This window comes from Polaribacter sp. 2305UL8-11, assembly GCF_058147165.1.
This window is the reverse complement of the sequence record NZ_JBYVJW010000017.1, coordinates 18,425-31,749: the sequence shown is the minus strand read 5'-3', so window position 1 is coordinate 31,749 and position 13,325 is coordinate 18,425. Positions and strand designations below refer to the sequence as shown.

13 protein-coding genes are annotated in these 13,325 nt (G+C 27.8%); 2 read left to right on the top strand and 11 right to left on the bottom strand.

Translation table 11 applies throughout. The features are described 5' to 3' along the window. Window positions 1-40: 40 nt before the first annotated feature. The 4 genes from ACY2RW_RS14475 to ACY2RW_RS14460 form a co-directional block, all read right to left on the bottom strand. A complete protein-coding gene (locus ACY2RW_RS14475) occupies window positions 41-838 on the bottom strand; it encodes a M23 family metallopeptidase (RefSeq protein ID WP_490123450.1) in 798 nt (265 codons plus the stop codon). Further along, window positions 839-2,179 carry a M28 family peptidase gene (locus tag ACY2RW_RS14470; RefSeq protein WP_490123449.1) on the bottom strand — a complete coding sequence of 447 codons (1,341 nt, stop codon included), beginning with the start codon at window positions 2,177-2,179 and terminating at the stop codon, window positions 839-841. Between the two features lie 3 nt (window positions 2,180-2,182). Next, complete coding sequence (locus ACY2RW_RS14465) at window positions 2,183-3,505, bottom strand: hypothetical protein (RefSeq protein WP_490123448.1); 1,323 nt, start codon at window positions 3,503-3,505, stop codon at window positions 2,183-2,185. A gap of 95 nt (window positions 3,506-3,600) precedes the next feature. After that, the gene (locus ACY2RW_RS14460; RefSeq protein ID WP_490123447.1) at window positions 3,601-3,945 is read right to left on the bottom strand and encodes a DUF6249 domain-containing protein; all 345 of its coding nucleotides are present in this window, start codon (window positions 3,943-3,945) and stop codon (window positions 3,601-3,603) included. A gap of 144 nt (window positions 3,946-4,089) precedes the next feature. On the opposite strand from ACY2RW_RS14460, the gene ACY2RW_RS14455 reads away from it, so the two are divergent. Both ACY2RW_RS14455 and ACY2RW_RS14450 read left to right on the top strand, forming a co-directional pair. Further along, window positions 4,090-4,674 (top strand): RNA polymerase sigma factor, encoded by a 585-nt coding sequence (locus ACY2RW_RS14455; protein ID WP_490123446.1) that lies wholly within the window; start codon window positions 4,090-4,092, stop codon window positions 4,672-4,674. Next, window positions 4,661-5,083, top strand: a complete 423-nt coding sequence (locus ACY2RW_RS14450) for a hypothetical protein (protein WP_490123445.1) — start codon at window positions 4,661-4,663, stop codon at window positions 5,081-5,083. The genes ACY2RW_RS14455 and ACY2RW_RS14450 overlap by 14 nt, the downstream gene beginning before the upstream one ends. Here the strand turns inward: ACY2RW_RS14450 and ACY2RW_RS14445 are convergent. The 7 genes from ACY2RW_RS14445 to htpG form a co-directional block, all read right to left on the bottom strand. Beyond that, the gene (locus ACY2RW_RS14445) at window positions 5,080-5,706 is read right to left on the bottom strand and encodes a TMEM175 family protein (RefSeq protein WP_490123444.1); all 627 of its coding nucleotides are present in this window, start codon (window positions 5,704-5,706) and stop codon (window positions 5,080-5,082) included. The genes ACY2RW_RS14450 and ACY2RW_RS14445 overlap by 4 nt on opposite strands. Before the next feature lie 11 nt (window positions 5,707-5,717). Next, on the bottom strand, window positions 5,718-6,893 hold the full coding sequence (locus ACY2RW_RS14440; RefSeq protein WP_490123443.1) for a nuclear transport factor 2 family protein: 1,176 nt from the start codon (window positions 6,891-6,893) through the stop codon (window positions 5,718-5,720). Between the two features lie 189 nt (window positions 6,894-7,082). Continuing rightward, the gene (ypfJ, locus tag ACY2RW_RS14435; protein WP_490123442.1) at window positions 7,083-7,979 is read right to left on the bottom strand and encodes a KPN_02809 family neutral zinc metallopeptidase; all 897 of its coding nucleotides are present in this window, start codon (window positions 7,977-7,979) and stop codon (window positions 7,083-7,085) included. 53 nt (window positions 7,980-8,032) lie between these two features. Beyond that, window positions 8,033-9,046: a transglutaminase domain-containing protein gene (locus ACY2RW_RS14430; protein WP_490123441.1), complete on the bottom strand. Its 1,014-nt coding sequence runs from the start codon at window positions 9,044-9,046 to the stop codon at window positions 8,033-8,035. Between the two features lie 3 nt (window positions 9,047-9,049). Further along, window positions 9,050-9,451 carry a carboxypeptidase-like regulatory domain-containing protein gene (locus ACY2RW_RS14425; RefSeq protein ID WP_490123440.1) on the bottom strand — a complete coding sequence of 134 codons (402 nt, stop codon included), beginning with the start codon at window positions 9,449-9,451 and terminating at the stop codon, window positions 9,050-9,052. A 212-nt stretch (window positions 9,452-9,663) separates the two neighbouring features. Continuing rightward, a complete protein-coding gene (locus ACY2RW_RS14420) occupies window positions 9,664-11,202 on the bottom strand; it encodes a rhomboid family intramembrane serine protease (protein ID WP_490123439.1) in 1,539 nt (512 codons plus the stop codon). 164 nt (window positions 11,203-11,366) lie between these two features. Further along, entirely contained in the window at window positions 11,367-13,280 is a 1,914-nt protein-coding gene (gene htpG / locus ACY2RW_RS14415) for a molecular chaperone HtpG (RefSeq protein WP_490123438.1), read from the bottom strand. Window positions 13,281-13,325: the final 45 nt, after the last annotated feature.

Sequence of the window (13,325 nt, the reverse complement as noted above, 5' to 3'; positions counted from 1 at the left end):
ATTATTTGAAAATTAGGTTGTTTAGCTTTATAATAAAATTTTAGTTGTGAAATGCAGTTTTACCTTTCTTATAATTTTTTGAAGGAATTGAGTCTAAAATAAAAGGAATAGAAACCAGACCATTAACTGTTGGTTTGTAAAGTACAAAATGTAAATGTGGTTCTGTAGAGTAGCCTGTGTTTCCAGAAAGACCAATAATCTGCCCTTTTTTTATAGTATCACCAGCTTTTACAAATACTCCATTTTGCTTAAAATGTGCATATTGTGCAAATGTACCATCTTTATGGTACACAAAAACTTTATTCGCTTTTGGCAAGTATTTTTTACTACTTCCACCTTCATTAGAACTACTTTTTGCAATTACAACATAGCCTTCTCTAATTGCACAAACTTTTTGGCCAATATTCATTTTAAAGTCTATGGCATATTTAGAATTGGGACCTTTGTGAGAAAAACTACCATTTTGTCCTTGCAAAACACGATAGCGTTTTCCTTTAGGAAAAGGTAAATTGTAATTGTATAAAGTATCATATTTTACTATTGAAGATGCTCCGTAAAACATAGAAAATTTAAAATCTTTGAAAATTTTTAAAGAATCTGTTTTTGATTTATGAAATTTTAAAATTAAAATTGAATCAGGTTTATTAAAATCTATGATTCTTGTGGATTTGTTTTTTGCATCTTTAATTTTTAAAAATGTTGGAACCACAGCAGTATTTCTACCAGTTACAAATATTGAATCTTGTGTGTAGTTAAGAAATATAAAACTTGGTTTTTTCTTTATTTCTGAACATGAAATTAAGAAAAAACAAATTATAAAATACTTTAGAGGTTTCAATTATCTCCAAATTTTATTTGGAAAAACCACTACACTTTCATGACCGTTTTTGCCAACAGCTGCCACTCCAAAAAAGAAATTATCAATAACAATTCCTTCTAAGGTAAATTCAGTTGCTTCTACGTATTTTGAGTTGTCCCAAGTAGGAGATGTAGTATCTCTCCAATAAATTTTATAACCTTTAGCTCCATTTACTTTAGACCATTTAAGTCTGGCATTTGCTTCTACAATTCCTCCAATAGCAACCTCTTTTGGTGCTTCTGGAGCCCAAGCTAAACTAGCTAAATTAATGGCATTTACGGCTGTTAATTTTTTTGCATAAGGAAAGTTTACATGCTCAAAAGTATCTCCATAATGTATTCCATTTTCTGTTCTAATATCTTGGTGTTGCTGTGTGTAATTTTCGTGTGCTTCCATAATTCTGATACCTGCAAAACCTAAATCATTAAAAGGTCTGTGATGTCCTCCTCTTCCAAATCTATCTAATCTATAAATCATCATCGGATTCATTTCTGGCATATATGTCTTTACATTTTTATGAATGTATCTTGCCAATTGACGAGAAATACCATCAACTTCACCACCATAAAAACGACGAGCTCTTGCCAGTCTTGCTAATTTAGCAGGATCTTTTTCTGCTGTAGTCGTGGGTTCAGAAAAAATACGAAAAGCTCTATTGTCTATAACACCATCTACACCTTTTATATTTCCAATCATGTCGTTATTTAAAATTCCAATAATATCCCAACCTTTTTCTTTGGCATATTTTGCTAATCCTGCACCTCCAAAAAGTCCTTGTTCTTCTCCAGAAAGACCTACATAAATTATACTACTTTCAAATTTATACTTACTTAATACTCTTGCAGCTTCTATGGTTCCAGCCATACCAGAAGCATTGTCATTTGCACCAGGAGCATCCGTTTTAAAATCCATTGTATTGCTTGCTCTAGAGTCTATATCTCCACTCATAATAACATATCTATTAGGATATTTTGTGCCTTTTTGTATGGCAACAACATTTACAATCCAAGCATCATGAGGTACTCTTCTGTTTCCTTTTTTGGTAACAAAATCTTTTTGATAAAAAACATCTATACAATTGTTACAATTCTTAGAAATGTTTTCGAATTCTGATTTTATCCAACGTCTTGCAGCTCCAATTCCACGAGTGTTAGAAATAGTATCTGAAAATGTATTTCTTGTTCCAAACTCTGTTAGTGTTTTTACATCAGCTTTAATTCTTTCTGCTGATACTGCATTGATAATATCGTAAATTTTAGAGTCTGTTTGTGCTGAAATTACTGATGCAAATAATAAAAATAAGATTGTAGTTTTTTTCATTTTTTAGTTTTTAAAGTACCAAAATGGAATAGTTATATCTGTTGTTTCAATAGTATCTTTTTTTCTTTTTCTAGTTCTTTTTAATTTTAATATATGTTTTCCATCTGAAAGATTTTTAATGTTTATATAGGTTTCAAAACCAAATTGTTTTCTTTTGTTTTTTGCTATTAAAAAGGCGCTATTATATTTTACAGAATCTATATAGACTTGGTGTGTAAGATTAAAAACTTCTAAATATTTTCTTGTTAAACTATCTCTATTTTTTAAGGATTTTGTAGAACTAAACATTACAATATCTGTTTTAAAGCCTCTTTTGTCTTCTTTTGGTTTTAATGATGGATGATAATTATAAATTCTATTTTCTACATTTTCTGTAAAAATTCTAAAGAGTTTTATATAAGGTTCATGAATTACTTTAGATTGTATGGTGGCTACTCTAGCAAAATCATCATCTTTAATTAGTAAATCTTCATAATTTCTTACATCTAAATAGGTATTAGGAACTTTTTTTGCAGATTCTAGATAATTTGTTTTCTGATGTTTAAAAGACACTAAAACTGAAATAGCAATGTAAGAAGGGACTAAAAAAAAGCTTAATCTTCTTGTAAATTTATTATCTAAAAAATTATAAACTAAAGGTCTGTAAAGAAAAGTTAACGTTAAAAAACTAAATACCCAGTAAAAAGGAAAGTAAATTTTAGAGAGCCATTTTTTCTTTTTTAAATAACCTTGGGTTAAAAAATCGATAAAAACTAAAAAAGAACCAATAATTATAAAAAACACTAAAAATGCTCCAATTACTATTCTTGGTGTTTCTGGTAAATCATCATTAGAAATTATAAGTGAAGCAACAGACACTAAGCATAATAAAATGATTGCTATAGAGATTACATAAAAAATTAATAAAAAAGAAATTGCAAATAATATGCTGCAATAATTTTCTAAAGTAGCAACGTACTTATCAAAAGAAACAATTCTTTTTTTTAAGTAGTTAGAAAATCTGTTTTGGTAATTCAGTTTTTCAAAATCGATATCACCAGAAACATATCGTAAACCTAAAGCACCAATCCATAATCCTCTTAAAATTACGTGAATTAATAAATTAAAAATTAAGATAGAACATGCTGTAAATGCAATTAATGTTGGTACAAAATAAAAAAATTCTCTGTCATTTTCTGCAATAACCATTGCAGTTTTAATGTGTGGTAATACTGTTATTAAACCAAAAATAGCAAACCCCGAGATTAACAATTCTAACTGCCAACTTTCTTGTTGTAATTTGTCTAAAAGTTCTTTAAACTTGCTGTCTTTGTAATCGTTACTCACCGTAAAATATTTTCTTTAAAGATACAGATTTTTAAAAATAAAAAAACCATTTCAATTTAATAGAAATGGTTTTAAAGTCGAATTTTGAATATTTGTTATTCTTTGTCTAATTTTTTAGTTAAGTTAAAGCCAGCAAATAAGCCAACACCAGCCATAAAGAAAATCATTGCTGGATATATAGCATCACTTTCTAAACCAGTATATGTATCTAAAACCAAACCTAAAAATACACCCAAACCTATACCCATTAATAAAAGCGATAGATTTAAAATTAAGACTTTCCAAAAAGGAGCTGCGTTCTTAACTTGCCCTTTCATAAATATTGTTGCATCTGCACCTTTTTCTATTAGTGCTAAACGTTCTTTATTTCTTGTAGAGAAGAAAAGGTAAAAGACCCCAAATATGCTTCCAAAGATTACTGCTAAAATTGCTACTTCCATAATTTATTATTTTTAAAGTTTAAATGATTAATTTTATTGTGTTTGTAGCTTTGACGACAACATTTAAAATAAGGTTACAAAAAAAGTAAAAAAAAAATTAAGAAAAGTTGTAACCTATTTGCACATTATACAGTCAAAGATAAAATGACTAACAAAAACGACCAACTATATATCTCAAAAGTCATCAATGGAGATGCAAATGCGTTTGCTTTTCTTGTTGATAATTATAAAGACATGGTTTTTTCTTTGGCTTATAAAATGACAAAGAATAGGGAAGAAGCAGAAGAAATTAGTCAAGATACATTTATTAAAGCATACAAAAATTTAAAAAATTTTAAAGGAGACTCTAAATTTTCTACTTGGTTATATAGAATAGGATATCATACAAGCTTAGATACCATAAAGAAGTACAAAAAACACAGTCATTCTTATGAAATAAACGAAATTACAATCAATCAGATAAAATCTGTGGAAGATATTTTACAAGGAATAGAAAGAAAAGAACGTGCAACAATAATGAACAATTGTTTGCTAAAATTGCCAGAAGATGAGCGTTCTATAATTTGGATGTTTTATTATGATGAACTATCTTTAAAAGAAATTATAGAAGTTACACAACTATCTGAAGCCAATGTAAAAGTAAAATTACACAGAGCTAGAAAGAAATTATTAACCATTGTAGAGGAAAATGTAGCACCAGAAATTATAAATCATTATGGGAGAAAATAAACATATAGAAGAGTTAGATGCTTTTGCAAAAAAGTATGTGAGAGAAATTCCGCAAGAAAAAATTTCTGCAGACTTTACAACGTCTCTTATGCAAAATATTTTGAAAGAAAAAACGCCTAAAGTTTTTAAAACTAGTGCTTTAATTTCTAAAAAAGTATGGTTTTTTATTAGCGCAATTGTATTAGCGCTGGTTTTTATTTCTTTTAAAATTGATGATAAAAGTACCCATAACTTACCATCTATAGATTTTTCTTTTCTTGATAAAATTCAAATGCCAAGTTTATTTGAATCTATTACATTTTCTATTACATTTTCTAATACAGTTTTGTATTCGGTATTTTTCTTTGGATTAATGATTATGATTCAAGTAGTTTTCTTAAAAAATCACTTTAACAAACGTTTACATTAATATGTTAAATTGTGTTTTTTATGAAATTTAACTGAATGAAAGTAGCACAAAGGCCCTAAAAAAGCATATACAAAACCAGGTACACCAAATCTTAAACCTATTTGAAATTTTGCCAAGATAAAAGAAACCATTCCTACCAAAATAAAAATAAAGAAATGCCTTGCGTAAAATAACAATTTTAGATTTTTATTGTTTGGATTTTCTCTTTTAAAAGCTCTTAAATACATTAAATAAATACTTAAAAAAATTAAAGAAAAACCAATACTATATAACTGAAAAATATTAGAAAACTCATTTATAGAAATACGCTCTCCTCCAAAACCTGTTAGTAATAAAGAACGAACAGGAAAAATATAAAATAAAACTGTAAATAATAAAATCATATTTAAAGCAATAATCCAATTATCTATATAGTTGGTTCTTCTAAAAAAATTGTAATGCACTTTCCAAATTGCCATCATCACAAAAAAACTGACAGCAAAACTTATAAAGTTTGGTAGTTCTTCTTTAAAAGAAGTTATAGCTGTAGAAGAGCCTAAGTTTACAACCATTAATGTGGCTGCAAATGCAAATACTCCATCAGAAAGTGCTTCGAGTCTATTCTTAGAATGTAAAAATTTCATAATTACTTGTATTATAGAAAAGTTACAGAAGTTATTTTACCATTTTTCATGGTATAAATAGCAACAGCCTTAAATGTTCTGCCATTTGCAGTTACCAATTCATGGTCTATTACTTTGTCTTTATGAACAATTCTTTTTATTAATTTGCAATGTAAGTCTGGTGTGTTTTCAAAAAAAGTAGCATAGTTTTTATGCATGGTTTCTAAACCTTCATAATTTAGTTTATTAGGAAACTTATATACTTTTACGTTTTTAGCATAGGGTTTTAAAAATGCTTCTATATCTCTTTTGTTATATCCATCTAATTGTTCTTGAGCTAAATATCTTGGTGAAACTTCTGCTACAATTGCAATTTTAGTAGCATCTGCATTTACTGTAATTCTAGAAATATTGTTAATATTTTCATCAGAAAAACTAAAAAATAAACTTGGATATTTATTTTTTTCTGGATTAAATTGATAGACATTATTTCCTTTGGCAATAAGTAAAGTACCATTTGGCAACCAAGTAACATCTTCTGTTTTACCAAGAGAAGTAATTGTTTTAATTTCTTTTGTAACTGGATTTAATGATTTTAAAAGCCAATATTCTTTATTTTCTTTGCTAATAAAACTTACCAAATTTGTGTTTGGAATTTTATGTACAGATCTTCCAATATTTTTAGCGACAGAAACATTTTCTTTCTTTTTTAAATCACTTACAAATAACTCTAAAGAGTCGTTAACAATAGCTACAGCAATTACTGTTCTTTTATCTAACCAAGTGGGGTAAGCTACTTTTAAATTTTGTATAATTTCTTTACTCTCTCCAGATTTAAAGTCATATTTATAAAATCTTTGTAAACCATTATTATCTAATCTTACAGCAGAAATATTTTTTGAATCTGGAATTCTTTGAGGAGAATATTCCCCACCATTTTCTGTATTCGAAATAAAACGTTTTTTATTATTTTTTAAATCGTAAAGTAAAATATCTGTATTTACATTTCTTGAGGAAGAAAAAATAATTTTATCATTAGTGTAGAAAAAGGGCTGACTATCATAACCAGCATTGTTTGAAATGTTTTTTCCGTTTTCTAATATGTAATTTTTGCCATTATTTTTAATATCAAAAACGTGAACTTCTGTATTTGCTTGGGCATTTATAAACAGACTAGAAAATAGAAAATAAAAAAATAGTTTTTTCATTTGAGATTGGTTTTCTCAAAGATAACAAAAGATTTTTTTAAAACTTTAAGTGTATAATATGTTTGAGGTTTAAGTGGTTTTCAGAAATTATAAAACTGCTTAAGCGTATGATTTTAACCACTATTTTTTTAAAATAGATATATTATTTAGAGCTTCTTTTACATAACGAAATGTTATAAATTAAGGAAACTATAAAGAAGTTGCATTAAAAGTATCACCTTGATTTACATCACCTGTATCAAAACCTTTTTTAAACCAACGCATTCTTTGGGCAGAAGTACCATGTGTAAAAGAATCTGGTACTACTCTTCCTGTAGATTGTTTTTGCAAACGATCATCTCCAATTGCATGTGCTGCATTTAAGGCTTCTTCTAGATCTCCTCTTTCCATCATTTTGTTTATTCTTTGAGAATGATGTGCCCACACACCTGCATAAAAATCTGCTTGCAATTCTAATTTAACAGATAATTTATTGTATTCTGTTTGACTAATTCTGCCACGCATAGATTGTACTTTTCTATTTATACCAGTTAAATTTTGGATATGATGCCCAACTTCATGAGCAATTACATAAGCTTGCGCAAAATCTCCAGGAGCATTTAACTTACGTTCCATTTCTTGAAAAAAACTTAAATCAATATACAATTTTTCATCAGCAGGACAGTAAAAAGGACCAGTTGAGCTAGAAGCAGAACCACATGCAGAATTTACAGACCTTGTAAAAATAACCAAAGTTGGCTCTCTGTAATTTGGTATAATTTTTTTCCAAATATCTTCTGTATCTGCTAAAACTGTAGCACTAAATTCTGCCAATTCATTTTCTTTTGCAGACCCTTTGTAATTGGTGTTTTGTATTTGATTATTAGAACTACCAGTAAAGAAATTTAAAGGATTGTTACCCGTAAAATACATGATACCTAAAACGATAGCTACAATAATTAATCCCTTTTTTGTTGTGATTAACTTTAAAACTAAGGGGATAAGTAACTTGCCTAAACCACCTCCAATTCCTCCAGAACTTCTTCCAGAAGACATGCCTCTTCTATCCTCTACATTGCTACTTCTTCGTCTACCTTTCCATTTCATAGATTTTGTAATTTAAAATTAGGTTTTAAAAATACAATTTTTTTTTAGAGATTTTATTTTTTTACATCAAATGTATATGTAGCAATAATTTTATTTTCAAAGTATAAATGCAAATCGAAAAAACCTTTTCTTTTAAAAAGATGATTTAATGTAAGAGTATTATTTTTGATATGCTTTTTTGTGGGGTTCATTCGCACTTCATTTCCACCATTATACAACACAAATTTGACTTTATTTAAGGCTAATTTTCTTTTAAGTTTGTATTGAAAAGAAACCATAGAATCTTTCTTAATTTCATGATGCATTTTTAACGGTAGTTGATGCTCAGAAATATAATTGTAAGCTGCACCATAAAGTAGGGGCATTTTTGTAAACTCTAAAAAACTAGGAGTTTCTTCTTTTAGTAAAGAGAATTTTTTTTCTAAAGGAAAATGATTTTTAAAAAATAGCTCTGGATTTGCTAAAAAATAACCATTGTTAAAATCGAATTTGAACCTGCCTTCTTCAGGAAATGAAATTCCTGTAGACCAAGTTGGGTCACATAAATACCATTTGTTATTTAGTTTTACAACATTCCAAGTATGATTGGGCATGGTTAGTTGGCTAAAATCTACAGTACTTGTTCTACCAAAACCATTTACCATTTTACTTTCTATGCCTGCTATAGTGCACATTTCTTTAAACAAATAGGCATAACCTGTGCAAATAGTACGTTTCTTTTTTAAAAGTTCTTTAAAGAGTTTTTTTTTGAATTTTGAGTTCCAATTTTGGAGTTTTACAGAATCTTTTTTAAAGCGATTCCTTTTTCTTTCGTTTAAAGCATACAAATTAAAATTATTTGCAATATTGCTACAAATCCAAACATAAATGGCTCTTACTTTTTCTACATCAGTTTCTAAATTTTGAGTTATTGAAAAAGTAAGTTTATTTAAATTGTAAAGCCTTTTTACTTTTACTTTTTTTGCAATATAATCTGCTTTATTAAAATTAATATGCTTAAAATCTGATTGTTGCGAAAAACCAATAACAGAAAAAAGTAAAAGTAAAAAAAGACTTATTTTATGCATTAATTACTGCGTTTTTTGTCTTTTAGATTTGTAACGCTTGTTAGAGTTTAGTGCTCCTAACATTTGGTTATTATCTTCGTTTAAAACAATATTTATAGTGCTAGAATTTTGAGTTATTTTTACTCTTTTTTTAACAAAACCCAAGTAAGAAAATACTAAAACATCTCCAACTTTTAATTTTTGAGGAAAGGTAAATTCACCCTTTCTATTGGAAGTGGTCCCAGTTTTAGTGCCTTTTAAAAATATGTTGGCACCATTTAAAACTTCTGTTTTAATTTCGGTTTTACCTTTTACTACACCTTTCACTTTAATTTCTTGGGCAGTTATTGTGTTAGAAAAGAATAAAAATAATAGTAAAAAACTACCAATTGTAAATACTTGTTTTTTAATGTTTAATGTTTTCATAATGATGTGTTTTAAATTCATTGTAAAACTATAATAATAGACTTTTACTAAAAAACGATATTGAGTAACAATATCATTTTAAGGAGTTAAAGTTACTTTTTATTTAGTTAAGTTTAAAATTAGACTTTTAATTTTTATAAAATTTAACAGAGTAGAGTCAGTTTTAAAGTATGTTCTAACTTTCTTGGAATAAAATTAACTTTAAAAATATTTTACTTTGCGTTACTTTTTAGAGAAGATTTATTTGTTGCTATTAAAAGAGCCCCAATAATAAACCCACTTATTAATCCTCCAAAATGAGCTGCATTGTCAATGCCTCCCAAAAAACCGAATATTAGACTTATACCTGCATAAAGTCCCAATAACATCCAAGTTGTTCTTCTTTGATAACTGGGATAAATTTTAAAAACTGTAAAGGCTAATATTAAGCCATAAAATCCAAAAATTGCTCCAGATGCTCCAACACTAACTGTGTTTATGTTCCAATAAATACTTGCCAAACTTGCTAAAATGCCACAAACAATATAAATTATAATTAGTTTTATAGAACCTAATATATATTCTAAAAAAAAACTTCCAAGATAAAGACCAATTAAGTTCATAAATAAATGCATTAATCCTCCATGAATAAACATAGAAGTAAATAACCTCCAGTATTCTCCATTTATAACCTCAAACCTTCTATTTCCTCCAATTTCAAGTAATTCTTTTGATGTGGGAGAAACTAAATTTAACCCTCCAAAAATCATAACCAGAAAAACAATAATATTAAGAAGTAGTAAAATTGCAGTAGCTTTATATTCTCCAAAAGGATTTAAAAATCCAAGAGTATATTGTAAAATATCTTCTTTTAAAGGTTTGTTTTTTTTGAAGTTTTTTAATTCCTTTTCATCAATTTTTGGAATTACGACCATAAAAAATAAAATAAAAGCCCCTATACCAAATGAACCAAAAATCCAAAAGAAAGAATTGCCAAGCCTATTTTCAAAAATATCATTTTTAGGAATTAGTATAATTTGTTCATTATCACTAATATTTGGTTTTTTTTCCTTAATTGCTTCTAAAAAGCCATCTTTTGTATCTGAATAACCAAGTTTTTCAAAATATTTCACATTATGGAAGTTGTATGTTTTAAAAACTTTTTCTGAACTTTTTATAAAACTTCTATATTCATAATTTTTCTTTTCATCATTAATTCTATTACTTACATTATTGCTATAGTCAACTCCATACCAAATAGAATTTGTGTTTTTAAAAGGACAAGCAACATAAATATAAAAGTTTAATCTATCATTATTTCTTCCAGATGTCCTTGTTGTAGTGTAAAAATGACTTGAATTATGTACTATATCAAATGAAGATATTTTAAAGTATTTTTCTTTTTTTAATTCTTTTATTTCTGATACTGATGCGATTTCAATTAAATCAAAAGAACTCTTTTCAATGTAGTTCTGACTAATAATTATTGGCATTGCTATTGCAAAAGACATAATAAATTGATAGCCAAAGTATCCATTATCTCTTTTGCCATTAACGTTTAAAATTCGAATTCTTCTTCTAAGCCAGATAAGTATTGTAATCCAGGGAATGGTAAAAGGAATCCAAAAATTTAGTAAATTTTCTTTTAATGGTAAAATACCAAGTTTTATATCTAAAATCCAACGAAAAATATTATAGGAAACCATAGTTCCTAAAGAAACTATTAAAAACGGTATATATACTTCTAAAATTTTTGTTTTAAAATCTTTCAAATTTTAAAATTTATATTAACTAAAAGTGAAAATGTAATGATAGAAAAAAGTTTTAATTTATGCTTTAAGATTTGGAAAGAATTTATTCGATTTGTTATAAAAATCAACAAAAAAACCTCCCAGTTTTCACAAGGAGGTTATAATACTTAATGCAACTGTGTTGCCTACTTAATCAATTCGTAGCTTCTATTGATAAAATCTGTCAACTCTTTACCATGTAAAAGGTTTTGAGATAGTTTAGCCAAATCAAAAGCTTGCGAAATTAAACGTTTTTGTTTCTTTTCTGTTTTAGTATTTAAAATTTCAGAAACTAATGGGCTGTTGGTATTAACCACCAAGTTATACATATCTGGCATATTACCCATTCCCATCATTCCTCCACCACCAGAAGCTTGCATTTCTTTCATTCTACGCATAAATTCTGGAACTGTAATGATAAAAGGTGAAGCTTCAGAATCCATTGCTTCTAACTGAACTGTATATGAAGGATTGTTAATTGCACTTTCTAAAACTGGCTTTAATTTTTCTTTTTCCTCATCAGATAATTTAGAAATTACAGTATCGTCTTTTTTGATTAAATTATCAATATGATCTGCATCAACTCTAGAGAATTTAATTTTACCTTCTCCAGAAGTTTCTAATTTCTGCATTAAGTGCGAAATAATAGGAGAGTCTAACAATAAAACTTCATATCCTTTTGCTTTTGCAGCTTCAATATAACTGTGTTGTGCATCTTTGTGAGCAGCATATAAAATAACGTGATTTCCGTCTTTATCTGTCTGAGTGTCTTTTGTTTTTTCAAGTAATTCATCAAAAGTGAAATATGCATCATCTACAGTAGGATAAAGTGCAAATTTCTTTGCTTTGTCAAAGAATTTATCTTCAGACAACATTCCATATTCGATAATTACCTTAATATCATTCCATTTTTGCTCAAAATCTGCACGATCTTTTTTAAATAATGATGATAATTTATCAGCAACCTTTTTAGTGATGTAACCTGATATTTTCTTTACAGCTCCATCTGCTTGTAAATAACTACGAGAAACGTTTAATGGAATGTCTGGAGAATCTATAACACCTTTTAGCATCTGTAAAAAATCTGGTACAATACCTTCTACATTATCAGTTACGTATACTTGATTTTGATACAATTGAATTTTATCCTTTTGCATATCTAGGTTTTGAGACAACTTAGGGAAGAATAAAATTCCTGTTAAGTTAAAAGGATAATCTACATTTAAATGAATGTGAAATAATGATTCTTCAAATTGCATTGGATACAATTCTCTGTAGAAATTTGTATAATCTTCATCATTTAAATCTGCAGGTGCTTTTGTCCAAGCAGGATTTGTATTGTTAATGATATCATCTACTTCAATTTGTCTATGAGGTTCTGTAGTTTCTTTACCATCTTTATCTTTAGTGGTTTTTGGCTCGTGAGTTGGGTCGTTTACTTTTTTAGTTCCAAATTTAATTGGTACTTGGTTAAAACGATTGTATTTGGTTAACAAGCCTCTAATTTTACCTTCTTCTAAAAACTCTAAAGAATCTTCTGCAATGTGTAAAACAATTTCTGTTCCTCTATCAGATTTATCATGCTCTACTAAAGTATATTCTGGAGAACCATCACAAGACCAATGTGCAGCAGGCTCATCTTTAAAAGATTTTGTAAAGATGTCTACTTTTTCTGCCACCATAAAAGCAGAGTAAAAACCTAAACCAAAATGACCAATGACACCTGTATCATTTTTATCATCTTTATATTTTTCTAAAAACTCTTCTGCACCAGAAAATGCAATTTGGTTGATGTATTTTTCAACTTCATCCATTGTCATACCTAAACCTTGATCTTTAATTGTTAAGGTTTTAGCGTCTTTATCTATACTGATTTCAATTTTAGCATCACCCAATTCTGTTTTTGCTTCACCAATAGAAATAAGGTGTTTTAATTTGGTGGTTGCGTCTGTTCCGTTAGAAATTAGTTCACGCAAAAAGATTTCGTGATCAGAATACAAGAATTTTTTAATCAGTGGAAAAATATTTTCTACTGATACATTAATGTTTCCTTTGCTCATAATTTTATATTTATTTTAGTTTTTGTTGATGTCATTTGCTCTTTG